This is a genomic window from Microbacterium sp. K24, assembly GCF_004794465.1.
In the GTDB taxonomy this organism is placed as follows: Bacteria; Actinomycetota; Actinomycetes; order Actinomycetales; family Microbacteriaceae; genus Microbacterium.
Genome location: NZ_SSDJ01000021.1, coordinates 1 through 25868 on the forward strand (window position 1 = coordinate 1; position 25868 = coordinate 25868).

23 protein-coding genes are annotated in these 25868 nt (G+C 69.4%); 5 read left to right on the top strand and 18 right to left on the bottom strand.

The genetic code is table 11. The features are described 5' to 3' along the window. The 5 genes from DW306_RS00645 to DW306_RS00665 form a co-directional block, all read right to left on the bottom strand. A partial coding sequence (locus tag DW306_RS00645) for an ABC transporter transmembrane domain-containing protein (protein WP_240746994.1) occupies positions 1 to 789 on the bottom strand: 789 nt, incomplete at its 3' end. Continuing rightward, the gene (cydD, locus tag DW306_RS00650; protein WP_136053726.1) at positions 786 to 2462 is read right to left on the bottom strand and encodes a thiol reductant ABC exporter subunit CydD; all 1677 of its coding nucleotides are present in this window, start codon (positions 2460 to 2462) and stop codon (positions 786 to 788) included. The genes cydD and DW306_RS00645, both read right to left, overlap by 4 nt. Further along, positions 2459 to 3487 (bottom strand): cytochrome d ubiquinol oxidase subunit II, encoded by a 1029-nt coding sequence (cydB, locus tag DW306_RS00655; protein WP_136053727.1) that lies wholly within the window; start codon positions 3485 to 3487, stop codon positions 2459 to 2461. Before cydB ends, cydD begins: the two co-directional genes overlap by 4 nt. Before the next feature lie 14 nt (positions 3488 to 3501). Next, positions 3502 to 4917, bottom strand: a complete 1416-nt coding sequence (locus tag DW306_RS00660) for a cytochrome ubiquinol oxidase subunit I (protein ID WP_136053728.1) — start codon at positions 4915 to 4917, stop codon at positions 3502 to 3504. After that, positions 4904 to 5575 (bottom strand): helix-turn-helix domain-containing protein, encoded by a 672-nt coding sequence (locus tag DW306_RS00665; RefSeq protein ID WP_136053729.1) that lies wholly within the window; start codon positions 5573 to 5575, stop codon positions 4904 to 4906. The genes DW306_RS00660 and DW306_RS00665 overlap by 14 nt, the downstream gene beginning before the upstream one ends. 100 nt (positions 5576 to 5675) lie before the next feature. Between DW306_RS00665 and radA the strand changes: the two genes are divergently transcribed. Further along, entirely contained in the window at positions 5676 to 7040 is a 1365-nt protein-coding gene (gene radA / locus DW306_RS00670; protein WP_136053730.1) for a DNA repair protein RadA, read from the top strand. Between the two features lie 25 nt (positions 7041 to 7065). Here radA and DW306_RS00675 read toward each other — a convergent pair whose 3' ends face one another. From DW306_RS00675 to DW306_RS00715, 9 genes are all read right to left on the bottom strand, one after another. Continuing rightward, positions 7066 to 7476, bottom strand: a complete 411-nt coding sequence (locus tag DW306_RS00675; RefSeq protein WP_136053731.1) for a dehydrogenase — start codon at positions 7474 to 7476, stop codon at positions 7066 to 7068. Between the two features lie 374 nt (positions 7477 to 7850). After that, entirely contained in the window at positions 7851 to 8939 is a 1089-nt protein-coding gene (locus DW306_RS00680; protein ID WP_136053732.1) for an alkene reductase, read from the bottom strand. Positions 8940 to 9027: 88 nt separating this feature from the next. Then, positions 9028 to 10341 (bottom strand): sigma-70 family RNA polymerase sigma factor, encoded by a 1314-nt coding sequence (locus tag DW306_RS00685; RefSeq protein WP_136053733.1) that lies wholly within the window; start codon positions 10339 to 10341, stop codon positions 9028 to 9030. Between the two features lie 4 nt (positions 10342 to 10345). After that, positions 10346 to 10678: a YciI family protein gene (locus tag DW306_RS00690; RefSeq protein ID WP_136053734.1), complete on the bottom strand. Its 333-nt coding sequence runs from the start codon at positions 10676 to 10678 to the stop codon at positions 10346 to 10348. Between the two features lie 83 nt (positions 10679 to 10761). Further along, positions 10762 to 11091: a YciI family protein gene (locus DW306_RS00695; RefSeq protein ID WP_168429185.1), complete on the bottom strand. Its 330-nt coding sequence runs from the start codon at positions 11089 to 11091 to the stop codon at positions 10762 to 10764. 104 nt (positions 11092 to 11195) lie between these two features. Beyond that, on the bottom strand, positions 11196 to 11846 hold the full coding sequence (locus DW306_RS00700) for a hypothetical protein (protein WP_136053736.1): 651 nt from the start codon (positions 11844 to 11846) through the stop codon (positions 11196 to 11198). A gap of 52 nt (positions 11847 to 11898) precedes the next feature. Then, positions 11899 to 12969, bottom strand: a complete 1071-nt coding sequence (locus tag DW306_RS00705) for an ABC transporter permease (RefSeq protein WP_205814061.1) — start codon at positions 12967 to 12969, stop codon at positions 11899 to 11901. Further along, a complete protein-coding gene (locus DW306_RS00710; protein WP_136053737.1) occupies positions 12966 to 14465 on the bottom strand; it encodes a sugar ABC transporter ATP-binding protein in 1500 nt (499 codons plus the stop codon). Before DW306_RS00710 ends, DW306_RS00705 begins: the two co-directional genes overlap by 4 nt. Positions 14466 to 14559: 94 nt before the next feature. Continuing rightward, positions 14560 to 15597 (bottom strand): substrate-binding domain-containing protein, encoded by a 1038-nt coding sequence (locus DW306_RS00715; RefSeq protein ID WP_136053738.1) that lies wholly within the window; start codon positions 15595 to 15597, stop codon positions 14560 to 14562. Positions 15598 to 15841: 244 nt separating this feature from the next. Here DW306_RS00715 and DW306_RS00720 point away from each other — a divergent pair, with 244 nt between their 5' ends. Beyond that, on the top strand, positions 15842 to 16732 hold the full coding sequence (locus tag DW306_RS00720) for an AraC family transcriptional regulator (protein ID WP_136053739.1): 891 nt from the start codon (positions 15842 to 15844) through the stop codon (positions 16730 to 16732). 4 nt (positions 16733 to 16736) lie between these two features. Here DW306_RS00720 and DW306_RS00725 read toward each other — a convergent pair whose 3' ends face one another. The 4 genes from DW306_RS00725 to DW306_RS00740 all read right to left on the bottom strand — a co-directional run bounded on the left by DW306_RS00725 (position 16737) and on the right by DW306_RS00740 (position 23979). Then, a complete protein-coding gene (locus DW306_RS00725) occupies positions 16737 to 17672 on the bottom strand; it encodes an aldose 1-epimerase family protein (protein ID WP_136053740.1) in 936 nt (311 codons plus the stop codon). A 2-nt stretch (positions 17673 to 17674) separates the two neighbouring features. After that, a complete protein-coding gene (locus DW306_RS00730; RefSeq protein ID WP_136053741.1) occupies positions 17675 to 20689 on the bottom strand; it encodes a DUF5107 domain-containing protein in 3015 nt (1004 codons plus the stop codon). Between the two features lie 161 nt (positions 20690 to 20850). Next, on the bottom strand, positions 20851 to 21351 hold the full coding sequence (locus DW306_RS00735) for an amino-acid N-acetyltransferase (protein WP_136053742.1): 501 nt from the start codon (positions 21349 to 21351) through the stop codon (positions 20851 to 20853). A gap of 99 nt (positions 21352 to 21450) precedes the next feature. After that, a complete protein-coding gene (locus tag DW306_RS00740) occupies positions 21451 to 23979 on the bottom strand; it encodes an ATP-dependent Clp protease ATP-binding subunit (RefSeq protein ID WP_136053743.1) in 2529 nt (842 codons plus the stop codon). 239 nt (positions 23980 to 24218) lie between these two features. Here DW306_RS00740 and DW306_RS00745 point away from each other — a divergent pair, with 239 nt between their 5' ends. Genes DW306_RS00745 through DW306_RS00755 form a run of 3 tightly spaced genes read left to right on the top strand, consistent with a single transcriptional unit; the run spans position 24219 to position 25704 of the window. Continuing rightward, positions 24219 to 24851, top strand: a complete 633-nt coding sequence (locus tag DW306_RS00745) for a DUF2975 domain-containing protein (protein WP_168429186.1) — start codon at positions 24219 to 24221, stop codon at positions 24849 to 24851. Then, the gene (locus DW306_RS00750) at positions 24851 to 25471 is read left to right on the top strand and encodes a hypothetical protein (protein ID WP_136053745.1); all 621 of its coding nucleotides are present in this window, start codon (positions 24851 to 24853) and stop codon (positions 25469 to 25471) included. The genes DW306_RS00745 and DW306_RS00750 overlap by 1 nt, the downstream gene beginning before the upstream one ends. Continuing rightward, entirely contained in the window at positions 25468 to 25704 is a 237-nt protein-coding gene (locus tag DW306_RS00755) for a helix-turn-helix domain-containing protein (protein WP_136053746.1), read from the top strand. The genes DW306_RS00750 and DW306_RS00755 overlap by 4 nt, the downstream gene beginning before the upstream one ends. The last annotated feature ends 164 nt before the right edge of the window (positions 25705 to 25868 follow it).

Here is a 25868-nt window from a genome sequence, read left to right on the forward strand (position 1 = left end):
CACGGACTGCTCGAGACCGTTCGACAGCACGGTGATCGGCGTCTCCACGCCCTGCGCGAGCGACGCGCGCCCGACGAGCCGTCGTAGCGCGGCATCCGCGTCGCGCACGCGTTCCCGCGCCTGCTCCTCGGCACCGTAGGCCAGGAGCACGTCGAGGCTGCCGAAGTAGTCGACGAGGGCCGACGAGAGATCTGCCCGGCGGGCCGAGACGAGCGCCTCGGCCCGCGAGCCGAAAATCCATCCCAGACCGATGGATGCCGCCGCGGCGACGACCAGGCAGACCGCGAGCGTGAGCGCGGCGATCGGCGAGACGAAGGAGAGGAACGCCACCGCCCCGAGTGCCACGACGGCCGCGACCCCCAGCGGCTGCACCACGCGCAGCGGCAGGTTCTGCAGATTCTCGACGTCGTCGACGAGCGCGGCGAGCACCCGCCCGCGATCGGTCGCGCCGAGACCCGCCGGAGACAGCGGGATGAGACGACGCACCATGTCGGAGCGCGTGCTCGCGAGCTGCCGCAGCGCGGCGTCGTGTCCGCTCAGCCGCTCGAGATATCGGGTCACGGCCCGCGACACCGCGAAGAAGCGCACACCGACGACCGCGATCGACAGTGGCACGAGCGAGTCGACAATCGAGGCGCTCACGATGAGCCATCCACTGACGGCGAGCAGGCTCACCGCGGCGGCCGCCGAGAGCACGCCCCAGACCAGCCCGGACAGGAACCGCCCGATCGGGGGCTGCGCGAGACGCAGGATGCCGCGGACTCGATCCGCGCGGGTGAGCGAGGTCATGCGTTCACCCCCAGCGCCACGACCTGATCGGCGATGTCCCGCGCCGACCGACGGTGCGAGACGAGCAGGATCGTCGCCCCGGCATCCGCCCGCCTCCGCAGCGAACGCCAGAGCCGCTCCTCGGTCTCGGGATCGAGAGCGCTCGAGGGCTCGTCGAGCGCCAGCACCCGGTCAGGGCCGGTCGCATGCCGGTAGAGCGCGCGGGCGACGGCGACGCGCTGCGCCTGCCCGCCCGAGAGCCCGCTGCCCTGAACCCCGAGCATCCGGCCCTCGTCGATCGTGTCGGCGCACGCGGCATCCAGGGCAGAGCGGATGCCGTCGGCATCGGGCTCCGGATCGCCGAGAGCCACGTTCTCCCCGACCGTGCCGCGCAGCAGCCCTGGCCTCTGCCCCGCCCACGCGAGCCAGGCCGCAGGCGAGAGGTCGCGCACGTCGCGGCCGGTGAAGACGGCGGAACCGTCGAACTCGGCGGCACCCCGGAGCGCCGCGATCAGACTCGACTTGCCCGCGCCGCTGGGGCCCTCGATCAGAGTGATGGTGCCCGGTTCGGCCGTGAAGGAGACGGGCGGCAGGTCGCGCACACGAAGACCGGAGACGACGAGATTCGCAGCCGGGTGCGCTCCGCCGGCGGTTTGCAGGTCGAATTCACGGATGCAGGCGGCATCCGCGGCGTTTCGACCTGCATCCGTGATCTGGACCTGCGAAGTGACGCGGTTCCGCGTCCGGGCCCCCGCCTGATCGAGCACGTCGAACACGTCCTCGGTCGCCGCGACCCCCTCGGCCGCCGCATGGAACTGCACGCCGACCTGCCGGATCGGCAGGAACGCCTCGGGCGCGAGCAGCAGCACGAACAGCCCGACCTCGAGCGACAGGTCGCCGGACAGCAGCCGGAACCCCACCGCCACCGCGATCAGCGCGACGGCGAGCGAGGCGAGCAGCTCCATCGCGAAGCCGGAGAGGAATGAGAACCGCAGCACCTTCATCGTCTCGCGCCGGTACTCGTCGGCGGTGACCTCGATGCGGTCGGCGGCGCGACGGTCCCGTCCGAACAGCCGCAGCGTCGAGAGACCCTGCACCGTGTCGGCGAACCGCGCCGCGAGCCGCTGCAGCGTCTGCCACTGCTTCTTCTGCACGGTGCGCGTCGCCATGCCGATGAGGATCAGGAACAGCGGGATCAGCGGCAGGGTGATGATCGCGGTGAGCCCGCTCGGCCAGTCCTGCCACCACATGACCGCGACGATGACCGGGGTCGCGATCACGGTGAGCACGAGCTGCGGGATGTACCGGGCGAAGTAGGCGTCGAGCGCCTCCAGTCCGTGTCCGGCGGTGACCGCGAGCGCGGTCTGGTTCCGCTGCGCCAGCCACCCCGGCCCGAGCCGCCCGACGGCGGCGATCAGCGCCGACCGCAGCTGCATCCCCGTCTTCGCGGCGGCGCGCGTTCCCGCCGCATCCGACGCCGCGATCAGGATGCCGCGCAGCAGCGCGGCCGCGATCAGCCACAGCAGCGAGCCGGAGACGTCCCGCCCCGCGAGCGCGCCCGTGACGGCATCCGTCAGCAGCCAGGCGAACGCGATCGTCACGGCCGTCTGCACGACGCCGATCAGCGCGGATGCCGCGAGGAAGCCCCGTGCGGCACCTGCGTACCGCAGCAGCCGCGGGTCGACGGGTTTCATGCGTGCGCCGGCGCCGCCTCGATCGACGAGCGCGTGACGCGCTTCCGGAAGATCCAGTAGGTCCAGGTCTGGTACGCGATGACCAGCGGAAGGGCGATCAGTGCGGTCCAGCTCATGATCTGCAGCGTATACGGCGTGCTCGACGCGTTCGCGATCGTCAGGCTGTTCGCCGGGTCGAGCGTGGAGGGCATCACGAACGGGAACAGGGCGAAGAACAGCATGACCACGGCGAAGAGCACGGTCGCGGCCCCTGCGGTGAACGCCCGGCCGTCCCGCCCGCGCAGCGAGAAGACGACCGCCGCGATGAGGCTGACGGCGGCGAGCGCTCCGGCGACGACGACCAGCCCGAGCAGCGGCGCGTCACGGTCGGCCGCGATCCCGATCGTCCACAGCACGGTCCCGGCCGCCACGAGGATCGTCGGCACGGCCGCGATCTTCGCCAGACGCCGCGCATCGGCGTGCACCTGTCCGTCGGTCTTGAGCGCCACGAAGAGCACGCCGTGCAGGAAGAACACCAGCAGCGTCGTGAGGCCGACCAGCAGCGAGTACGGGTTCAGGAGCGCGAAGAATCCGCCCACGTAGATGTGGTTCTCGTCCAGCGCGACACCCTGCACGATGTTGCCGAAGGCGACGCCCCAGAGGAATGCCGGCACGGCCGACCCGATCACGATCATCCGGTCGAAGCCGCGCTTCCAGGCCGCGCTCTCGCGCTGATGCCGGTACTCGAACGAGACTCCCCGCAGGATGAGGGCCAGCAGGATGAGCAGCAGCGGCAGGTAGAAGCCGCTGAACAGCGTCGCGTACCACTCGGGGAACGACGCGAACAGGCAGGCGCCGGCGACGATGACCCACGTCTCGTTGAGGTCCCAGATCGGGCCGATCGTGTTGATCACCTGGCGGCGCGACACGTCGTTCCGCCCGAGGAACGGCAGCGACATCCCGACGCCGAAGTCGAACCCGTCAAGCACGAAGTAGCCGACGAAGAGGAAGCCGACGATCCAGAACCAGAGCGTTGCGAGATCCATGATGCTCCTTCCTCTCAGTAGACGACCGACGGCAGCTGGGCCGTCTCGTCGTGGGGTTGCTCTTCGGTGTCGGGACCCTTCTGCGCAGCCCGGACGATGAGCCGGACCTCGACGACGGCGAGGGTCGCGTAGATCGCGGTGAAGGCGATGAGCGAGATGAGCACCTCGACGCCGGTCACCCCCGGCGAGACGCCGTCGCGGGTGGACATCAGCCCGAACACGATCCAGGGCTGCCTGCCCATCTCGGTGAAGACCCAGCCCATGATGTTGGCCGCCAGGGCGAGCGGGAACGACCAGATCGCGAGCTTCCACATCCACTGCGCAGGCTCCTTCTTCGCGCTCTTGCGCGTGAGCCAGAGGCCGACGACGGCGACGAGGCCGGCGGCCATGCCGAGGCCGATCATCCAGCGGAACGCCCAGTACGTGACCCAGAGGATCGGAGCGAAGTCGGTCATGCCCGTGTCGGCATACGTCTGGCTGTACTCCGCGTTCAGGTCGTTGATGCCGTGCACGCAGGCGTCGAGCGTGTGGGTCGAGAGCAGCGACAGCAGATACGGCACGCGGATGGAGAACAGCTCGGAGCTGCCGTCGGGGGTGCCGAGGGTGAACAGGCTGAACGAGGCATCCGGCCCGCAGACCGTGTTGAAGGTCGCCTCGGCCGCCGCCATCTTCATCGGCTGCGCGGCGTACATGGCGAGGCCCAGCTGGTCGCCCGTGAGCACGACGCCGGCGGTCGAGAAGATCATCGCCCAGAGCCCGAACTTCAGCGAGATGCGCATGGTGTCGAAATGCTGGCCGCGGGAGAGGTGCCAGGCCGACACCGAGATGACGACGCCGGCGGCGAACATGAGCGCGCCGAAGATCGTGTGCGGGAAGGCGGCGAGGGCGACGGGGTTGGTGAGCAGCGCCCAGAAGTCGGTGAGCTCGGCGCGGTTCGTGACGGGGTTGTACGTGTAGCCGACCGGATTCTGCATGAAGGCGTTGGCGGCGATGATGAAGTACGCCGACAGGATGCTGCCGATCGACACGCACCAGATGGTGGCGAGGTGCAGCTTCTGCGGGAGCTTGTCCCAGCCGAAGATCCAGAGCCCGATGAAGGTCGCCTCGAAGAAGAACGCCAGAAGGCCTTCGAAGGCGAGCGGGGCGCCGAACACGTCGCCGACGAATCGGGAGTAGTCCGACCAGTTCATGCCGAACTGGAACTCCTGCACGATGCCGGTGACGACGCCCATCGCGAAGTTGATGAGGAAGATCTTGCCGAAGAACCGGGTCAGGTGCAGGTACTGCACCTTGCCGGTGCGCACCCACGCGGTCTGGAAGATCGCGGCCACGAGGGCCATCCCGATCGTCAGGGGCACGAACAGGTAGTGGTAGACGGTCGTCAGCCCGAACTGCCATCGGGAGAGGACGAGCGGATCAAGCCATTCCATGCGCGACTCCTGTTCGGTCGGTCAGCTGCCCGCGGTCGATCAGCTGAACGGTGCAGTCGGCCGGGTCGGCCGACGCCTGCACGCATTCGGCGACCAGAGGTCCGCCGGCCTCGTTCATGACGCCCTGCATGAGGCCGAGGTGCACCTGGCACAGCATCGGTCGGTCCTCGGGTCGGCCGGCCGCGTGCGGACACGGGCTGAGGTCGACCGTGAGCCGCGCGTCGTCGACGACGGGCTCGAAACCGCTCTCCTCCAGATGCTCGACGAGCGCGTCGAGCTGGTAGGTCGCGGGCGTGGACAGAGCGGATGCCGTGGCGGGCAGCATCCGACGCATCAGGTCTCCGCGGCGGGCGGCCGCCTTCGCCTTGTCGCGGGCGACGGGGCTCGATGCTCCCGGCGCACCGGTCGCCGCCCGATAGAGCGTGCGCGGCCGACCGCGGACGGTGCGGTGCTCGATCGTCGGGATGACGTAGCCGCCCTCGATGAGGCGCTGCAGGTGCTCTCGCACCGTGTTGGCGTGGAGGCCGGTGGCCTCGCACAGCTCGCCGATCGTGAGTTCGGCCCGTCCCTGCGCACGCTCCGCCTCGAACAGCAGGTGCAGGAGCTGCACCCTGGAATAGGTCGAGATCGGCCCGCAGACGGGCCCGCCGTTGCGCATGCCTCCATCGTCCCAGAGGCGAGGTTTCGGATCGAGCTGTTCGGCCGTGAATAATGCGCGGAGCGATAGGGATGTCGGATGCCGGCGATAGCCTGGCTGCATGGCCACCCGCAAACCCGCTCCTCCCGCGTACGTCTGCACCGAATGCGGGTGGACGACGGCGAAGTGGGTGGGCCGCTGCGGTGAGTGCCAGCAGTGGGGAACGGTGCAGGAGCAGGCCGCGCCGACCGGCATCCTGCGTCGAGTGACGGCTCTTGCGCCGACCGCCGAACGCACCGCGCGGCCGATCACGCAGATCACCACGCAAGACGCCCCGCGTCGCACCAGCGGCGTCGGCGAGTTCGACCGGGTCCTCGGCGGCGGCATCGTGCCCGGGGCGGCGATCCTGCTCAGCGGCGAGCCCGGCGTCGGCAAGTCGACGCTGCTGCTCGAGGTCGCCGCACAGGCGGCGCGGTCAGGCCGTCGGGTGCTCTACGCGAGTGCCGAGGAGTCTCCGGGCCAGGTGCGACTGCGTGCCGAGCGCACCGGCGCCCTGCACGACGAGCTGTACCTCGCGAGCGAGACCGACCTCGCGACGATCCTCGGCCATATCGACGAGGTGAAGCCCGAGCTCGTGATCGTCGACTCGGTCCAGACGGTCTCCTCGTCGCTGACCGACGGCGCGGCGGGGCAGCCGAGCCAGGTGCGCGAGGTCGCGTCCACACTGATCCGGGTGGCGAAGGACCGCGACCTGCCGATCATCCTCGTCGGGCACGTCACCAAAGACGGACAGGTCGCCGGGCCCCGCGTGCTCGAGCACCTCGTCGACGTCGTCTGCCACTTCGAGGGCGACCGGCAGACCGCGCTCCGCTTCATCCGCGCGCTCAAGAACCGCTTCGGTCCGACCGACGAGGTCGGCTGCTTCGAGATGACGGGCGCCGGCATCTCCGAGGTGCCCGACCCCTCCGGCCTCTTCCTGTCGCAGTCCACCGCCGAGGGCACGTGCGTGGCGATCTCGCTCGAGGGGCGTCGGGCACTCCCCGTCGAGGTGCAGGCGCTGACCGTGCCGTCGAACGCACCGAACCCGCGGCGCATCGTGCACGGGGTCGATTCCTCGCGCGTCGCCATGGTGCTCGCGATCCTCGAACGCCGGGCGAACATCAAGACCAGCGACCTCGACGTGTACGTGTCGACCGTCGGCGGAGTGCGCTTCACCGAGCCCGCCGCCGACCTAGCCATCGCGATCGCCGTCGCGGGGTCCGTGCAGCGCACGTCGGTGCCGCGCACCGTCGCCGCGGTGGGCGAGCTCAGCCTGGCCGGCGAGATCCGTCCGGTGACCCAGTCCGCGCAGCGCCGGTCCGAGGCGGCGCGCCTCGGCTACGAGCAGGTCGTCGACGACCGCTCGAAGACGCTCGTCGGAGCGCTGAAAGACATCAAGGCCCGCGACCGCTCACCCCGCGGGCAGCGCGACATCCCGCCGTTCTGACGCGAACGGGAGGTCGAACGCCACGTCAGGCGTCGAGGGCCTTCAGCAGCTCGACCGGATCGGCCTGCATCGGATGCGGACCGGCGATGTCGAGGAACACGGTCGTGATCGGGTGCTCCGCGAGGAACTTCCGCAACCACTCCGCGGTGTAGATGCCCACCCCCGGCGGGAGGTTGGCCGGCTTGTTCTTCGCGTCGCTGAAGAGCAGCAGCGCGAGGTCGCCGCTCTTCGGGTCGCGGTACGTCCACACCTCGCCGCTGTCGAGCGGGTTGTCGCGCGCGCCGGGCTTGATGAGCGGAACGATGGTCGTGCCGTTGCGCAGCGCGAAGGCGACGGCGGCGACGTCCTGCTTCTCGAGGGCCTGCGCCAGGGCTTCGGATCGGAAGTCCTCCGGTGCGGGCTTGTTCTTCGCGGCCTTCGTCTTCTTCGCTGCCATGACTCCAGCCTATTCGCGCGGAGCGAGGCGGTGCGCGGCATCCGTCGGCGGCCAGGCCCGTCCGGAAAAAAGATTGGGGCCCTCTCGAGTCCCACATTGGGGACTGGGGTACTCGAGAGGGCCCTCGGACTCTCGAACGGCGATGTCGAAGCGCTGGGGACGCTGTAGTTCGACGCCACTGGGGATGGCATGTGCCGCTAGTGCGGAGAGTCGTGTCAATGGTATCCCAAAGAAACCCGGCTGTCTGCCCCCGGTACAGAAAACCTCTGACGGCGAGGTATTCCGAATCCCAGCGCCCCTCCGGCGGTGCTTTCCGCACTCACGACCCCCTCTTCGCTTCGAAGTACGGTGAGCCGGGGGTGCGGCTCCGACGCTCAGGCGTCGGCACCCACCGTCTCGAGCGCCGGGTAATCGGTGTAGCCCTCGGCCGTGGAGCCGTAGAACAGCTCGGGGCGGGGCGGGTTCAACTCTGCATCCTGCTCCCACCGCGCGACCAGATCGGGGTTGGCGATGACCGGACGCCCGACGGCGACGGCATCCGCCCACCCGTCGGCGACGAGCGACTGGGCCTCGGCGCGGGTGGTCTCGACGCCGAAGCCGGTGTTCACGATGAGGGGTGCGCCGGCGGTGCGGCGAAGGTGCTGCACGAGCTCGCCGGTCGGCTCCGCCTGGAGCACATCGACGAAGGCGAGGCCGAGCGGCGCAAGTCCCTCGGCGACGGCGGTGTAGGTCGCGCGCGCGTCGGCATCGTCTTCCTCGAGCACACCCTGGATGTTGTGCTGGGGAGAGAGACGGATGCCGGTGCGGTCCGCTCCCACGGCTGCGGCGACCGCGGCGGTGACCTCGATCGCGAAGCGGGCGCGGTTCTCCGGCGATCCGCCGTACTGGTCGTCGCGGACGTTCGACACTGGCGACAGGAACTCGTGCACGAGGTAGCCGTTCGCGCCGTGCACCTCGACGCCGTCGAGTCCGGCGGCGATCGCGTTGCGCGCGGCCTGCGCGAACTGCTCGATCACGCCGGGGATCTCCTCGGCGGTCAGGGCGTGCGCGACCGGCAGATCGGACTTGCCCTCGGGTGTGCGGGTCTGGCCCGGGGCGGCGAGCGCGCTCGGCCCCACGACTCTCGGCTCGCCGGAGATCGCCGGGTGCCCCACCCGGCCACCGTGCATGAGCTGCATCACGATCGAGCCGCCGGCCTCGTGCACGGCATCCGCGATGCGTCGCCATCCCTCGATCTGCGTGGGCGTCACGATGCCGGGCTGCCCCGGGTAGGACTTGCCCTCGGCAGCCGGCCAGGTCCCCTCGGTGATGATGAGCCCCACCCCGGCGCGCTGACGGTAGTACTCGACCATCACGTCGGTCGGCACGCCGTCGGCGTCGGCGCGCGTGCGGGTCAGGGGCGCCATGACGACGCGGTTGGGCAGGTGCAGGGCGCCGAAGACGGCGGGCTCGTTGAGACTCACAGTGGGAGGTAAGGACCACGGGCGATGAGGTATTCCCCGACGAGCGCGATCAGCGCTCGCGCGCGTCGTCGACGAGGCATCTCGACGCTCACACGCTCTCTTCGCCTCGAAGGGCGGCGATCCGCCGTGCGAGGAAGCGCCGTTCCGGATCGGATGGCGCGAGCTCGAGGGCCCGCTCGTAGTGCGGCAGCGCTTCGGCATCGCTGCCCGCGCGACGCAGCAGATCCGCTCGCGCCGCCGGCAGCAGGTGATAGGCGTCGAGTCGCGGGTCGTCGATCGCGTCGAGGAGGGCGAGACCGGCGGTCGCACCCTCGGCGAGTCCGACCGCCACGGCCCGATTGATCTCGATGACCGGAGACGGCGCCACCCGCGCGAGCTGAGCGTACAGCTCGGCGATCCGCCGGAAGTCGGTCGACTCGGCAGATGACGCGGTCGCATGCTGCTTCGCGATCTCCGCCTGCAGCCGATACGGCCCGACGACCCCGTCGAAGCGGCGGCGTGCCGATTCGGATGCGGCCAGGGCGGCGACGCCCTCCCCGATCATGGCCGCGTCCCACTGCGAGCGATCCTGATCCTCCAGGAGCACCAGGTCACCCGCCGCATCGAGACGCGTCACCGCGCGGGAATGCTGGAACAGCATCAACGACAGCAGCCCGAGGACCTCGGGGAGCAGTGGCGACTCCCCCAGGAGCGACGCGAGAAGACGGCCGAGGCGGATCGCCTCCTCGGCGAGCGGCACCCGCACCAGCTCGGCACCGCCCGAGTAGCCCTCCGTGAAGAGCAGGTACAGCACCGCGAGCACACCCTGGGTGCGTTCGGGCAGCTGCTCCGGACCCGGCACGCGGTACGGGATCCCCGCGTCACGAATCTTGGCACGGGCCCGCACCAGCCGCTTCTGCATGGCCGCGTCGGTCACGAGGAACGCGCGAGCGATCTCCGCCACCTCGAGCCCCGCAATCGTGCGGAGCGTCAACGCGACCCGCGCCTCCATGGGCAGGGCGGGATGACAGCACGTGAAGATCAGCCGCAGCCGATCGTCGTCCATCAGGCCGAACGCGTCGATGCCCAGATCGGGCGCGGACGCCGGGGACTGCTGCACATCGAGGTCGACGGCCGCCTCGATCGCGGCGCGCGACGCGGTGCGGCGCTGGGTCTCGGCGCGACGCAGCGCATCGACGGCCGCATTCTTCGCGGCGGTGGTGAGCCAGGCGCCGGGATTGTCGGGGATGCCGCGCTGCGCCCAGGCGGTGAGCGCGCTGGCGACGGCATCCTGCACCGCATCCTCCGCGAGATCCCAGTCGCCCGTGCGGCGGATGAGCGTCGCCACGATGCGCAGGCGTTCGGCCGCGACCGTGGAGGCGAGCACGCGGCGCGCCTCCACGGCCTCGGTCGGATCGCTCATCGGATCACTCGAACGGCCACGTGGGCCGCACTTCGACACGTCCGAATCGGGCCATCGGATGCTTCGCCGCGATCTCGACGGCCTCGTCGAGGTCGGCGACGTCGATGAGGTCGAATCCGGCGATCCACTCCTTGGTCTCGGTGAAGGGCCCGTCGGTGAGGATGGTCCGGCCATCGCGCACGGTCACCGTGGTCGCATCGGACGGCGGTCGCAGGCGGCTGCCGGTCCAGGACGCGTCGCGGCGCTCGACCTCGGCCACCCACTCCTCGATGTTGTCTTCTTCGGGCACGTACTCCGGGGCGGCCGGGTCGCTGACGATGAACAGCAGATACTGCATGTGCTCTCTCCTTCTCGGATCGGTTCTCTGTCGGTACGACGGCGACGATGACGCGCAGAGGACACGTCGCGAAAGATCGCCGTTCAGTGCATCAGCCGCCGGATCTCCACCGGCGAGTACCGCGTCTCGGCCAGACGCTGCGCGATCTGCACGGCCCGCTCGCGATCGACCACGTCGACGATGTAGTACCCGCCGATGATCTCGGCGCCCTCGGTGAACGGCCCGCGTGTGGTGATCGGCTGCCCGCGATAGGTGCCGATCACCGTCGCATCCTCCTGGTCGAGTTCGTTGGAGTCGACGAGCTCACCGGATTCCTGCAGCTCCAGGGCGACCGCCCGGTGGGCGTCGTGGAAGACGGAACCGTCGGCTTCCCACTGCCGTCGGGCGTCGTCGTCGGTCAAGATGCTGATCATGTAGCGCATGAGGGTCCTCCTGTGTCGGTGCGAGATACACCCCTACGACGGATGATGCCGCACCGGGAGGACACGGTGCTACGGGTCGAGCTGCGCGTACGCGATCAGTAGAGCAGGATCTGCTTCGTCGTCAGGCTCGTGAACCCGCCGATCGAGACCTCGACGTGGTACGACGATCCGCCACCCGGGGCCCGCTGGCGGTTCTCAGCCGCGCAGGTCTCGACGCTCGAGCGCGTGCGGTCCCAGATCACCGGTTCCTTGCTGGTGACGGTGGTGCCCGCGGCGAGGGTCGCGATCATGCTGCTCGGGTTCTCCTGGCAGTCGGTGGAACGCCACCAGACGTCGGAGCCGCTCGAGACCGTGAACACCTGGGTGGTCGAGCCCACGTCGATCGTGCAGTCCGTGGTGCCTTTGTTCGTCAGCGAGATGGACAGCTGGGGCGTGACGCCGGCCGCGTAGGTGTCGGAGTCGGAGACGGCCGTCACCTCGATGTCCTTCGCCGCGCACGCGACGATCGCCGGGGTCGCTTCGCCCGACGGCGTCGGCGCCGGCGATTCCGTGCCCGCCGTGGGTGTGGACGACGGGGTGCTCGACGCCGTCGCAGAGCTGGTCGGCGCGGGCCCCGCGTCGGCACTCGCCCACGGTCGCGAGATCAGCAGCCACACCGATACGCCGATCACGGCGACCCCGAGGATCAGACCGATCAGGAGCACCAGTCGTCGCCGACGATAGACGGCGGCGGAGTGACGAGGCATGCCTCCAGGCTAAGCGATCGACCGGGTGATCGACCGGCGACCGACCGGACGATCAGCCCGGAATTCCGATACGACGCTCGCCGGACCGGAGCTGCTGGATCACGACCGCGATCACGAGGAGCGCACCCTGGGCGACGTTCTGCCAGAAGGTGTTGACGCCGAGGATGGTCATGCCGTTCGTGAGCACGCCGAGCAGGATCACCGCGAGGATCGTGCCGGCAATGGTGCCCTTGCCGCCCTTGAGCGCCGCGCCGCCCAGTGCCGCCGCCGTGATCGCCTGCAGCTCGAGACCTTCCGAGCCGGAGATCGGCTGACCCGATCCGGTTCGGGCGGTGATCAGGATGCCGGCGATCGCGGCGATCGCACCGGTGACCATGTAGACGCCGATGATGTAGCGGTTGATGTCGATGCCCGCGAGACGGGAGGCGATGTTGTTGCCGCCGACCGCGTATATGTTGCGGCCCCACGAGGTGTACCGCAGCACGATGTGCGCGAGCAGCGCGACGACGAGCAGCACGAGGATGAGCGTGGGGATGCCGGCGACGCCGCCGCGGGCGAGGAAGACGAAGAACGGATCGGCGCCCGTGTAGCCCTGCGCTCGACCGTCGGAGATCAGCTGCGCGACGCCCTTGAACGCCGCCAGCGTGGCGAGGGTCGCGATGACGGGGTTCACGCGCCCGAAGACGATGATGCAGCCGTTGACCAGACCGCAGAGGATGCCGATGCCGATCGCACCGGCCACGCCCACCGCGGGACCTGCGGCGGTGAACAGCATCGCCGACGTCACCGAGGTGAGGCCCGCGATCGACCCGACCGAGATGTCGAGGGCGCCGAGGATGATGACGATGGTCTGCACCACGGCGAGCAGGCCCATGATCGCGATGGCCGTGCCGATGACCTTGAGGTTGCCGACACTGAAGAACAGCGGGTTCTGCAGCCCGATCACGGCGACCACCAGGACGATCGCGATTATGAGCGAGATGTTCTGCGCCCCGACGCCGCCGATCAGTCGCTTCAGCGGCGACGCTCCTGCCGCTGTCGGACCGGGGGCGGTCATGGTCGTGGTCGCCGTCTTCACGGCGCCGTCCTTCATGGCGTCGTTCTTCCTGGTCTCGTCGCTCATGCGGCGACCTCCTCGTCCATCGCGAGCGCGAGAATGCTCTCTTCGGTTGCCTCGGCGCGCGGGAGCTCTCCCGTGATGCGCCCGTGGGCCATGACATAGATGCGGTCCGAGACGCCGAGCACCTCGGGGAGTTCGCTGGAGACCACGATGACCGCGACCCCCTCGTGGGCGAGGCGGTCGATGATCGCGTAGATCTCGGCCTTCGCTCCGACGTCGATGCCGCGGGTGGGCTCGTCGAGCAGCAGCAGCTTCGGTTTCGTGGCGAGCCAGCGGGCCAGCACCACCTTCTGCTGGTTGCCGCCCGACAGGCGCCCGACCAGCTGTTCGGGGCTGGGGGTCCGGATACGCAGCGACTCGATGTAGCTCTGGGCGAGCGCCGACTCCGCGGAGTCCTTCACGAAGATCCATCGCGAGAGCGACCGGAGCACCGCGAGCGCCGTGTTGTCGCGCACGCTGCGATCGAGCAGCAGGGCCTCGGCCTTGCGCTCCTCGGGCGCGAACCCGATGCCGGCGCGGATGCTGTCCTGCGGGCTGCGGAATCGTCGCACGGCTCCGTGCATGCGGATCTCACCGCCGGTGATCAGGAGGTCGCCGGCGATCGTCTTCATGAGCTCGCTGCGGCCGGCGCCGACGAGGCCGGCGACGCCGACCACCTCTCCGGCGCGGACCGTGAGCGAGATGTCCTGCACGTGGTCGTTGGTCACGTCGGCGAGCTCGAGCACGACGTCGCCGAGGGCGGCCGCCTCGCGGTGGAAGAACTGGGTGAGGTCGCGCCCGACCATCATGCGCACGAGCTCGTCGTGGTCGGTCTCCCCCACGGCCTTGGTGCCCACGTACGCTCCGTCGCGCAGCACCGTGATGTGGTCGGCGAGCTGGAAGATCTCGCCCATCCGGTGCGACACGTAGCCGATGGCGACGCCGTCGGCCTTCAGCTGGCGGATCAGCGCGAACAGCAGCCCGACCTCTTCGTCGCCGAGCGACGAGGTGGGCTCGTCGAAGCAGATGACCTGGGGTTTCGCGATCACGGCGCGCATGATCTCGACGATCTGACGCTGCGCGGGAGACAGGTCGGCGCCGAGCGTCCGGGCATCGATGACCCGGTCGAAGCCCCAGCGCCGCAGCTCGTCGGTCGCGGTGCGCTCGAGCTGCCCGCGACGGAAGCCCACGGCGCCGAGGGCGCCGATGTAGATGTTCTCGGCGACCGACACCCAGGGGACGATCTCCGGCTCCTGGGCGATCACGCGCAACCCGGCATCCCGAGCATCCGCCGGACCCGAGAAGTCGGCCGGCGCTCCCGCGAGGAGGAGTTCGCCGCCGTCGGGCCGGTAGTCGCCGCCGAGGATCTTGAGGAGCGTGGACTTGCCCGCGCCGTTCTCGCCCATGAGGGCGGTCACCTCTCCGGCGCGGAGCTCGAGGTCCACGCCGCGGAGGGCGTGGACGGGACCGAACGACTTGGTGATCGCGTGCGCCCGCAGCGCTGCGGCCTGCTCAGTCATGCGTACCTCTCGTGGATGTGATGACGATGCGTGATGACGATGCGTGATCGCGGACGGAGGGGACGGCCGCGCTGCGGCCGTCCCCGGAAGAGCGTCAGGTGCAGACGACGCCCTTCTCCTCCCAGTTGGAGGCGTCGACGATCTCGGTGTTGGCCACCGTCTTCGGCGGCAGCTCCGTGCCGTTGCGCAGCAGATCGACCATCGAGGTGACCGCGGCCTTGCCGACCTCGACACCGGAGATGAACAGCGCGGACTTGTTGCCCGTCTCCTGTCCGGCGTTCCAGTCCTTGCAGGTCAGGTAGGCGCCGAGTCCCACGCCGATGATGTCGGCCGGGGCGATGCCGGAGTTCTGCAGCGCCGTCACGACGCCGGTCTCGTTCTCGTCGTTGCAGCCCCAGACCACCCAGTGCTTCACGCCGGCGTTGGCGGTGATGACGGCACCGGCCTTGTCCTGCGCGTCGGTGGCGGAGTTGTCGGTGCCGACCTCGATCACCTCCGGGCCGTCGGGGACGGCCTCGGAGAAGGCGGCCTCGGCGCCGTCGACGCGCTCGACGCAGTTGGGCTGGTCCTGCTTGTACGCGGAGAGGATGCGGGTGTCGGCGGCCGCCCATCCGGCCTCCTGGTAGAGGCGCGCGGCGTCGGCGCCGACCTTCTCGCCCATCGACGTGCCGTCGAAGCCGGTGAACGCGGCGGCGGCGCCCTTCGCGTCGACGATCGGGTCGTCGGCGGCCATGATCGGGATGCCGGCGTCGGTCGCGAGCTGGATCACCTGCGGGCCGATCTGCGTGTCGGGAACGACGATGATGATGCCGTCGACACCCTGTGCGATCGCGGCCTCGACCTCGGAGATCGCCTTGTTGGAGTCGGTGCTGACGTCGACCACGTTGATCGTGACATCGCCGTCGGCCTTCGCGGCCTCTTTGGCGCCGTCGGCCTCGTCGATGAAGTACTGCTGGTCGCCCTGCTTCTGGATCAGGGCGATGGTGAGCGGGCCGTCGGAGGGACCCTTGTCACCGGCGGCGGGCTCCGCCGACTCCATGCCGGAAGAACAGGCGGTGAGGGCGGCGAGAGCCAGGACGGCGACCCCGCCGGCGGCAGTTCGCGCCCAGAGGCGGCTGCGTGTGGCGAACATTGAGACTCCTTCGTCTTCGTGCGATGGCCGGCTGTGGGGCCGGATGCTGTGTGGAACAGATCGAACGTACATCGATCGTCGTGCGTCGCTTGAGGACGATCTCACGGAACATATGGACTTTTCTCTGGCCCGAGGAAACGGAGTGCGGAGGAGCACGATGCCTTCCGCCGCCATTCTGCGGTTACCCTGGCAGGACCGGCCTGTCGACACGGCCGGACCACCTGTCATTCTTCTGCGAGGCCTCATGGACGAGACGCCTATCCCATCGGAACCCCACTACCGGATGGAGGGGTTCGAGCACCAGCGCCTCTGCGTGCTGCCCCGCCCTCAGGTCGAGACGGCTCTCGGCGCCGCCGGCACCCGTCGCCTTCTGGTGACGGATGCCGGGTACTTCCCGAAGGCGCGCGGTCACCTGCGCGTCCGCCCGCGTGGCTGCCCCGAGACGGTCGTGCTGCTCTGCGTCGCAGGGCGCGGAACGGTGACCATCGCCGGCGAGGTGCATCCGCTCACCGCGTCCACCTCGATCGCGATCGCCGCGGGTGCGCCGCACGTCTACGAGGCGTCGGAGGAGGATCCCTGGACCATCTGGTGGGTGCACGTGCGCGGGACGGATGCCGCCGAGCTCACGGCGCAGACCCTCGGACGGCAGAGTCCGGTGACGAGGCTGCGCGCGATGGATCGCGTCGTGGCGCTCTTCGACGAGCTCGTCTCCACGCTCGAGCGCCGGCTCTCCCCGCCGCAGCTGCTCATGGCATCCGGCATCGCGTGGAACCTGCTCACGCGCATCGCCGCGGACAGCATCCTGCCGAGCGAGGGATCCGCGCTCGAGCGCGCCATGCGCTATCTGGAGGCGCGGGTCGACGGCAACATCCAGGTCAGCGAGCTGGCTGCCCTCGTCGACATGTCCCCGTCGCACCTGAGCGCGCTGTTCCGCCAGGCCACCGGCAGCGGCCCCGCCACCTTCCACACGTCGCTGCGCATGTCGCACGCACGGAATCTCCTCGACACGACCTCGCTCTCCGTGCGCGAGATCGCGGCCGCCGTCGGCTACGCCGATCCGCTGTACTTCTCCCGGCATTTCCGGCGCCTGCACGGTCTCAACCCGACGTCGTACCGCGCGCAGCACAAGGGGTGACAGATCAGGGACCGATACGGCGGATCGTCCATCCCGCACTCGCACTTCCGCCTGGCGGCACCACCTGCAGGTCGCGGCCCGAGTTGAACGCGTCCGGCGGGCAGGTCATCGGCTCGACGGCGATACCGTTGCGGAACTCCCCGCCGCCGCTCTGATCGGCGGTGTAGACCTGCACCCAGGGGCAGCGGGCATCCCACTCGATCTCGACGCCTGTGCCGTCGTCGGCGAGCACGCGAGCCGACGCCAGACCCTGCGGTCGACCGAGCCCGGTGTACGCATGGTTGATCTCGGCGCCCGCGATGCGCCGCTGCTCCCGGAAGTCGCGGCCGCCCGCCGCGGCGTCGGCCACAGACACGGTGCGCTCGGGCAGCAGCCGATCATCGGAGACGAGCAGGATCCGCTCGGCATCCAGCGCAAGGGTCAGATCGCCGATGCCGCGCTCGCGAACCTCCCCCGCCACGAGGTACGGATGCCCGCCGAGACCCACAGGTGCGTCGGTCGCGCTCTCGTTCGTGGCGGTGATCTCCTGCGCGAGCCCGTCGCTGCCGAGATGGAACTCCGCATCGATGCGCAGTCGCCACGGATACCCCGGCTGCGGGGCGATCACCGCGGCGAGCGCGACCCGATCCGCTGACGCCGAGACCACGGCGAAGTCCGTCCAGGCCACGAGCCCGTGCGCGGCGGTGCGGGTCTCGGGCTCGTTCTGCACGAGCTGGTGCGTTTCGCCGCCGAACACGTAGCGCCCGTCGGCGATCCGATTCGGCCAGGGAGCGAGCAGCGCGCCACGCATCGACGGACGGATCTCGTCCTCGGCGAACGGCACGACGAGGTCGGCTCCGTCGTGCCGCAGCGATCGCAGGGTCGCCCCGACGCTCGCGATCCGCGCCTCGTAGGATCCGGAGCGCAGCACGAACGCCGTTCCCGAGAGCGGCACCGCCATCCTCAGCCGTCCTCGCTCTCATCCTCATCGGCAGCCGTGAACAGCAGCAGCTCGGGCAGGCTCGTCGCGAAATAGTCGGTGACCCCGTCATCGCGCACGGCCACGGGCGGCACGTACGCCGCCCGCGCCTCGCCGAGGGTCGCCGGCGGGTCGGTCCGCGGCAGCCCGAGGGCCTCGAGCGTGAGGTCCCAGGTGGCGATCGCCTGCCCCTCGCCACCCTCCCACGGGTGGAAGGGACGGGTGAGGAGGATGCGGTGCGCCCGCGCAGCCTCGCCCGCGGCGACGAGCAGTCGCGCGTACTCGATCGCGAAGTCGTCTCGGGTGAGGACGAGATCCTCGACCGGCCGGAGCGCCGCGAGGCGGTCCGCCGTGCTGTGCCCGAGCCGTGCGGCCAGCTGATCCTGCTCGTAGCGAATGCGGGCGTCGTCGGGTGCGCTCTCGACCGCCTGCGCGTACAGCCGCCAGGCCTTCGCCTCGTCGCGCTCGACGTTGTAGGCGGCGAGCGCGGCGTTCCGGAACAGCACCGGGTCGCGGCGGCCCTGGGCGATCGCCCGGTTCCATGCCTCGGCCGCATCGCGGCGCCGCCCCACGGAGTAGAGCAGCATCCCGAGCAGAGACAGGGCGACGGTATCGTCCGGCTCCGCCGCGACAGCGGCCTCCAGGGCCTGCAGCGCGTCGAGGCCGGCGGGGAACGCCCAGCGCAGATCGGCGGCCCGGGCCCGCGCTCGTTGCCGCGCCGCAGCATCCAGGTCTCCACGGTTCGCATGGATCTCCGCGGCGACATACGCCGCGATCGGGCGCACGTTGCCCGCCGGACTGATCGGTGCGGCGATGGCCGCCTCGATCAGACGCAGGGCATCGTCGGGCGCCCCCGCGAGCTTCAGGTCGAGAGCGACGTCGAGCAGCAGCCCGGCATCCGCCTGGATCTCATCGCCGGCCAGCACCCGGAGCGTCGCGTCGAGGGGATCGGCCACCAGCGCCTCCCGCGCGATCGCCGTGCTCGCCGCCGCATCGCCGCGCGCCCGAAGGATGAGCGCGCGGAGCGCGATGCGCCGGGTGTCGTGGCCGACGACCCCGTCGAGGGTGTCGAGCACGCGCAGCGCGGCCCGTTGCTGACCGGCGCGCAGGAGGGACCGGACGAGCTCGACACCGGATGCCGCGGCCCAGGTTCCGTCCCACCCGGCCTTGCCGAACATCCGCTGCGCCTCCGTCTCGCGGCCCAGGCGCGCGAGGATCAGACCCGCCAGGTAGTACGCCTCGGTGTCGGTCGGATTCGCGTTGCGCCGGGTCAGGCGGGCGATCGCGGTCTGCGCATGCTCACGTGCGACCTCGAAGCGCCCCGCGCGATACGCCCGGTCCGCGAGCGCCAGGTTCGTGCGGGCATCGCCGGCATCTCTCGACAGAGCGGCACGCCAGTACGGGAGCGGCGACCGGGTGGGGTGACGGTTCTGCTGCAGGTGGAGTCCGGTCAGATAGAGCTCTTCGACGCTGTCGATCTCGTCGGGCAGAGGCGGCTCGTCGGCGACCCAGGGCTCGCCCTCGGCGGCATCCGTCGGCGCCCACCGCACGAGCAGGCTGCCGTCGGCGGCGAGGAGCTCGGCGGTGACGAGTTCAGTGGTGATCACGCCGGTCGGCGCGGCCTCCGTCTCGATGGTGACCGGTACGCCGGGAACGAGATCGGCCGTGGCGCTCGCGACGACGGTGCCACCGTCGAGGATCCGCAGCGTCGCGCCGTCACGGCGGCTCGTCACCGCGAAGCTCGCCGACACCCGCGCCCCGCGCTCGACGTGCACGGCGGCATCCGTCGTGGCCTGGTGCGCCGCCCCGATCGCCGGGATCGGATACCAGTGCTGACGGAACACCTTCGTCTCTCCCGGAAGCAGCCACGCGAAATCGGGCTGGTTGTCGGTGTACACGCCGGCCATGAGCTCGATGTACGGACCGTCGGCGTCGGTGAGCTGATCGTCCCAGGCATGCCCGAAGGGCGCATCGCCCCACGTCCACTGCTTCTTGCCCGGAGCCAGCCGTCGCTCGGCCCAGTGCACGAAACCCGCGCCGGCAGCATGGTCGTAGCCGCCGAAGAAGTCCTGGTGCGAGTCGACGATCATGTACGAGGTCGGCACGGGGATGTTCCGGTAGAAGTCGATGCGGTCGGCGCCCTCGTGCTCCGCCGCGAGCGCCGGGTAGTCGACGCCGTAATAGGGCCGGTCTGCCTCGGGGAACGCGGTCAGCGCCCGGCGGGCATGATCGGCGACGTACCGCACGTCCTGCGGGAAGAAGGACTGGTAGTCGTCGTGCACGCGTGCCGCGACGTTCGCCCACCACAGGAACGACTGCCGCTCGCTCGTGCGGTTGTGCAGGCGCACGACGAGCTCGACGACCGAGCTGCCCGCACGAAGGCGGATGCCGTGCTGCGCCGACATCCGCGTGAACGGGTCGTGGTCGTGACACCACACCGTGACCGAGCCGTCGTCGCCGTTCTCGATCGACGTCTCCACCGGCAGGTACGTGCCGGGGCGATGATGCTGCGGCCAGTTGAACTCGACGCCGCCGCTGATCCACGGTCCCGCGAGCCCGACGAGAGCCGGCTTGATGACGTTGTTGCGGTAGAAGAAGTCGTAGCCGGTGGTCTTGTCGAAGCCGATGTGGATGCGCCCGCCCAGCTCGGGGAGCACCACGAGCCGCACGTACTCGTTCTCGAGATGGATCGCCTGCCACTCGCGTACGACGCCCTCGTCGGCGATCTGCTCGGTGAACGGGATCGGATACACGGTGCCGCTCGACCCCTGATACACGCGGTGGTCAAGGTACATCGGGTGGATGCTCGGCTCAGCGGCATCGTACGTGAGGATGCTCAGCGGCTCGCTCCACGCGACCGCGGCACCGCGATCGAGGTCGGCGCGCAGGGCGTCCGACGCCTCCGGAAGAACGATGCGGTGATCGCTCTGTCGGCGTTCTTCATTCCGGGCCGAGTGATCGGCCATGGTCGATCCGACGTCGATGACATCGTCGTTCATCCGTTGATCCTTCGTGCAGGCGCGTGCCGTCGGCGTGCTGCATCCGACGACAGGACGCGAAGTCCTGCGACGAAGCTATCGCCGGGTCCGGGCGAGCCCCATGGCGTGAACGGGGAAGAACATGGACGATCCGATGGAACGTCGGCGCGGATGCCGGGCCGTCAGAGCACCTTGAGCATGCGCGTGTTGCCGAGAGTGTTCGGCTTCACGTGCGCGAGGTCGAGGAACTCCTCGACACCCGCGTCGCCGCTGCGCAGGAGCTGCGAGTACACGTCGGGGTCGACGACCTGCTCGCCGATCGGGGTGTAGCCGCGTCGGCCGAAGAACTCGACCTCGAACGTGAGGCAGAACAGTCGCGACAGCCCGAGGGCCTGGGCCGTCTCCTCGAGACGGTCGACGATGCCCCGGCCGACTCCATGGTGCAGCCAGTCCTGACGGACGAGCAGGGTGCGCACCTCGCCGAGGTCCTCCCAGATCACGTGCAGCGCGCCGCATCCGATCAGTTCGCCGTCGGCTTCCGCGACGATGAACTCCTGCACCGAGCCGTAGAGCACCGCCAGGTCCTTGCCGAGCAGGATGCGCTGCTCCACGAGCGGCTGCAGCAGGTTCCGGATGCCGACGACGTCGGCGCTGCGCGCCGGTCGGACGATGTACTCGCTCACAGCTCCAGCCTAGAACCCGTGAACCCGCACCACCTGGACCGGGCACAGGAAAGGGGCGGATGCCGCAGCATCCGCCCCTTCCACCGACTATTCGAAGGGTCAGTCCGTGCCGGTGATCGCCAGGTCGGGAGTGCCCGAGATGCCGGCGCCGGCGGTGTTGATGCCGACCGCGACCTTCTCGCCGCGCGGGCCGTGCTCGAAGAGGAACTCGCCGTCCTTCGCATCGACCTTGACGTGGTCGCCCGAGGTCAGCTCGCCGTGCAGGATCTTCTCCGACAGACGGTCCTCGACCTCGTGCTGCATCGCGCGACGCAGCGGGCGGGCACCGAGCGACGGGTCGAACCCGATCTCGATGAGACGCTCCTTGGCGGCGAGCGACAGCTCGATCGTCATGTCGCGGTCCAGCAGACGCTCGCCGAGGCGCTTGGTGAACAGATCGACGATCTGCACCAGCTCTTCCTTGTTGAGCTGCGGGAACACGATGATGTCGTCGACACGGTTGAGGAACTCGGGCTTGAAGTTGCGCTTGAGCTCTTCGTTGACCTTGCCCTTCATCCGCTCGTAGGTCGTGGCGTTGCTGCCCTCGATCTGGAAGCCGACCGGACCACCGGCGATGTCACGAGCACCGAGGTTGGTGGTCATGATGATGACGGTGTTCTTGAAGTCGATCACGCGACCCTGGCCGTCGGTCAGGCGACCTTCTTCCAGGATCTGCAGGAGCGAATTGAAGATGTCGGGGTGGGCCTTCTCGATCTCGTCGAAGAGCACCACGCTGAACGGCTTGCGCCGCACCTTCTCGGTGAGCTGGCCGCCTTCTTCGAATCCGACGAATCCGGGAGGGGCGCCGAACAGACGGGAGACCGTGTGCTTCTCGCCGAACTCGCTCATGTCGAGCGCGATCAGCGCAGCCTCGTCGTCGAACAGGAACTCCGCGAGAGCCTTCGCGAGCTCGGTCTTTCCGACGCCCGTGGGGCCGGCGAAGATGAACGAGCCCGAGGGACGCTTCGGGTCCTTGAGTCCGGCGCGCTGGCGACGGATCGTCTTGGAGAGGGCGGCGATCGCCTCTTCCTGACCGATGACGCGCTGGTGCAGGGCCTTCTCCATGAAGACGAGGCGCGAGGACTCCTCCTCGGTGAGCTTGAACACCGGGATACCAGTGGCCTGCGCGAGAACCTCGGCGATCAGACCCTCGTCGACGACCGCGGAGGTCGCGACGTCGCCGGCACGCCACTGCTTCTCGAGGCGCAGACGCTCGGCGAGGAGGCTCTTCTCCTCGTCGCGGAGGGACGCGGCCTTCTCGAAGTCCTGCTCCTCGGACGCGACTTCCTTCTGCTCGCGGACCTTGGCGATCTTCTCGTCGAACTCCCGCAGCTCGGGCGGGCTCGACAGGATGCTGAGGCGCAGGCGTGCGCCGGCCTCGTCGATCAGGTCGATCGCCTTGTCGGGCAGGAAGCGGTCGGAGACGTAGCGGTCGGCGAGGTTCGCCGCGGCCACGATGGCGCCGTCGGTGATCTGCACCTTGTGGTGCGCCTCGTAGCGGTCGCGCAGCCCCTTGAGGATGTTGATCGCGTGCGGCAGCGTCGGCTCGTTCACCTGCACCGGCTGGAAGCGCCGCTCGAGCGCAGCATCCTTCTCGAAGTGCTTGCGGTACTCGTCGAGCGTGGTCGCACCGATCGTCTGCAGCTCGCCGCGGGCGAGCAGCGGCTTCAGGATGCTGGCCGCGTCGATCGCACCCTCGGCGGCACCCGCACCCACGAGGGTGTGGATCTCGTCGATGAAGACGATGATGTCGCCGCGCGTGCGGATCTCCTTGGTGACCTTCTTCAGGCGCTCCTCGAAGTCGCCGCGGTAGCGGGAACCGGCGATGAGCGAGCCGAGGTCGAGCGAGTAGAGCTGCTTGTCCTTCAGCGTCTCGGGCACATCGCCCTTGACGATCGCCTGCGCGAGGCCCTCGACGACGGCGGTCTTGCCGACGCCGGGCTCGCCGATCAGGACGGGGTTGTTCTTGGAGCGACGGGAGAGGATCTGCATGACCCGCTCCGCCTCCTTCTCGCGCCCGATGACCGGGTCGAGCTTGTTGTCGCGCGCGGCCTGGGTCAGGTTGCGACCGAACTGGTCGAGCACCTGCGAGCCGCCCTGCGCGCTCGGGGTGTCGTTGGTCTGCGCACCGACGGATGCCGGCTCGCGTCCCGGAGCACCCGAGAGCAGCTGGATGACCTGCTGGCGGACCTTGTTGAGGTCGGCGCCGAGCTTGACGAGCACCTGGGCGGCCACGCCCTCGCCCTCGCGGATGAGGCCGAGCAGGATGTGCTCGGTGCCGATGTAGTTGTGGCCGAGCTGCAGGGCCTCGCGGAGGCTCAGCTCGAGCACCTTCTTGGCGCGCGGCGTGAACGGGATGTGGCCGGTCGGCTGCTGCTGACCCTGGCCGATGATGTCCTGCACCTGCTCGCGCACCGCGTCGAGGGAGATGCCGAGACTTTCGAGCGCCTTGGCGGCGACGCCCTCGCCCTCGTGGATGAGGCCGAGCAGGATGTGCTCGGTGCCGATGTAGTTGTGGTTGAGCATCTTCGCCTCTTCTTGGGCGAGGACGACCACTCGACGGGCTCGGTCCGTGAATCTCTCGAACATGCTGTGACTCCTTATTCGCACTGGGGCGAAGCGCTACGTCAAAGACGGCGATCTGCGCTTGTACATCGAGAGTAACCACCGCCCGGGCGGTGTATGCCCGTGTTCGCCGTGGGCGTGACGCGGGGGCCTTTCCCGGCCGCGGAGAGGCCGGATGCGGCACCCGGGGTTGACGAACGTATCGACAGTCGATAATTTATCGTTTATCGCTAACAACGACTATCGATAAAGGAGAGATGAGGATGAACGCCGAGAAGCACGCGCCGAAGCAGCAGGGAACGCTGACCCGGGGAGACAGGGCAGGGCTCGTCGCCTTCTGCATCGCCGGCGCCGCGATCGCGGCGAACATCACCGTCGCCTCGATCATCCGCATCATCACGCTCGGGTCGGGCGTCGGCGTGCCGGTGATGATCGAGTTCGCGGATCAGCCCGTCGAGGCACCGCTCGGCGCCGACGGCGCGAACGTCACCCTCGAACTGGATCGCGCCTCGATCACGGCCGACGCCCTGCCGCCGATCGCGACCGTGCCCGGGATCATCGGGCAGGTCATCCAGATGCTCACGATCATCGTCGTGATCGCATGTCTGCTGCTGCTGGCGCGCAGCATCCTCACCGGCACGGTCTTCAACCGCCGGAACACCGCCCTCGTGATGACGGCCGGCATCACGGGTCTCCTCGGATTCGCCGCCGTGCAGTTCTTCGACAACATGCTCGCAAACGCGACCGTCAACGTCGTCACCGACAACGCCCTGAACAACGCGGTCATCACCGTCGAGCCGTTCACCTTCATCCTCGCCGCGTTCATCGTCTCGGTGATCGGCACGGTGTTCGTGATCGGCGACCGACTGCAGCGCGAGACGGAAGGACTGGTGTGATGACGAAGGATATGGCGAAGCAGGCCCGGCAGGCCAAGGCCGACCGCAACGACCTCTTCACCGCGATGATCGTAGGCGCGCTGGCGATCGGAGTGCTCGTGTACGACGCCGTGCGCCGGCTGGTCGAGCTGTTCAGCACGGCGGGTGCCGTCACGGTGACGGCGCCTGTGCCCGCTCAGACCATCACGGCGGCGATCGGCGACGGAGCTCCCGGCACGACCGACATGGCCACCCTCGTCGTCGAAGGGGTGAACACGGTCAGCGTGGTCTCGCTCGTGCTCGCGATCGCACTCCGGGCGGTGTGCCTCATCGCCGTCGCCGTGCTCGCCGTGATCGTCTGCCAGCGCCTGCTGAGCGGCGTCGTGTTCGACCAGCTCAACACCCGGCTCACCTTCGCCACCTCTATCGGGCTGCTGGCCGCGGGGCTGATCGGACCCTGGTTCGAGAGCATGGGACTGAACGGGGTGTTCGCCGCCCTCGGCGGAGACTTCGGCGACGATCGCTGGCTGCTCCTCCGCGACGGCATCCCGCTGTTCGTCGCGGCGATCGCGGTGGGAGTCCTCGTGATCGTGTTCCGGCGCGGCGCACGCCTCCAGAAGGAGACGGAGGGACTGGTGTGAGTCCGGCCGAGAACGACGAGGAGTTCACCGGCATCCACTGCCGACTCGACGAGCTGCTCGCGGCGCGCGGGATGACGCTCACCGAGCTGAGCGGGCTGGTCGGCGTCAGCATCGTCAACCTGTCGGTGCTGAAGAACGACCGCGCCCGCGCGATCCGCTACTCGACGCTGCGGGCGATCTGCGACGCCCTCGGCTGCGAGGTCGGCGAGCTGCTCGTGCTGTCGCCGCGCTGACGCTCGTGTCGGATGCCGGTCCGGATGCCGTTCCGGTCGCAGTTTCTGCCGGGCGGCGGTGTTCCGGTCGCAGTAACTGTCGGCTGCGGCGGCCCGAGGCGACAACGATTGCGACCGGAACCGGCCGGCCGGGGCTCAGACGCCGGCGGGCGGCGGAGGAGTCG

Coding starts and splice junctions, on each gene's coding strand:
- DW306_RS00660 (WP_136053728.1), bottom strand. CDS start 4,917: ATGGAATGGCTTGATCCGCTCGTCCTCTCCCGATGGCAGTTCGGGCTG.
- DW306_RS00725 (WP_136053740.1), bottom strand. CDS start 17,672: ATGGCGGTGCCGCTCTCGGGAACGGCGTTCGTGCTGCGCTCCGGATCC.
- DW306_RS00665 (WP_136053729.1), bottom strand. CDS start 5,575: ATGCGCAACGGCGGGCCCGTCTGCGGGCCGATCTCGACCTATTCCAGG.
- DW306_RS00715 (WP_136053738.1), bottom strand. CDS start 15,597: ATGTTCGCCACACGCAGCCGCCTCTGGGCGCGAACTGCCGCCGGCGGG.
- DW306_RS00720 (WP_136053739.1), top strand. CDS start 15,842: ATGGACGAGACGCCTATCCCATCGGAACCCCACTACCGGATGGAGGGG.
- radA (WP_136053730.1), top strand. CDS start 5,676: ATGGCCACCCGCAAACCCGCTCCTCCCGCGTACGTCTGCACCGAATGC.
- DW306_RS00695 (WP_168429185.1), bottom strand. CDS start 11,091: ATGATCAGCATCTTGACCGACGACGACGCCCGACGGCAGTGGGAAGCC.
- DW306_RS00740 (WP_136053743.1), bottom strand. CDS start 23,979: ATGTTCGAGAGATTCACGGACCGAGCCCGTCGAGTGGTCGTCCTCGCC.
- DW306_RS00745 (WP_168429186.1), top strand. CDS start 24,219: ATGAACGCCGAGAAGCACGCGCCGAAGCAGCAGGGAACGCTGACCCGG.
- DW306_RS00730 (WP_136053741.1), bottom strand. CDS start 20,689: ATGAACGACGATGTCATCGACGTCGGATCGACCATGGCCGATCACTCG.
- DW306_RS00750 (WP_136053745.1), top strand. CDS start 24,851: ATGACGAAGGATATGGCGAAGCAGGCCCGGCAGGCCAAGGCCGACCGC.
- DW306_RS00705 (WP_205814061.1), bottom strand. CDS start 12,969: ATGAGCGACGAGACCAGGAAGAACGACGCCATGAAGGACGGCGCCGTG.
- cydB (WP_136053727.1), bottom strand. CDS start 3,487: ATGGATCTCGCAACGCTCTGGTTCTGGATCGTCGGCTTCCTCTTCGTC.
- DW306_RS00700 (WP_136053736.1), bottom strand. CDS start 11,846: ATGCCTCGTCACTCCGCCGCCGTCTATCGTCGGCGACGACTGGTGCTC.
- DW306_RS00710 (WP_136053737.1), bottom strand. CDS start 14,465: ATGACTGAGCAGGCCGCAGCGCTGCGGGCGCACGCGATCACCAAGTCG.
- DW306_RS00690 (WP_136053734.1), bottom strand. CDS start 10,678: ATGCAGTATCTGCTGTTCATCGTCAGCGACCCGGCCGCCCCGGAGTAC.
- DW306_RS00685 (WP_136053733.1), bottom strand. CDS start 10,341: ATGAGCGATCCGACCGAGGCCGTGGAGGCGCGCCGCGTGCTCGCCTCC.
- DW306_RS00675 (WP_136053731.1), bottom strand. CDS start 7,476: ATGGCAGCGAAGAAGACGAAGGCCGCGAAGAACAAGCCCGCACCGGAG.
- cydD (WP_136053726.1), bottom strand. CDS start 2,462: ATGAAACCCGTCGACCCGCGGCTGCTGCGGTACGCAGGTGCCGCACGG.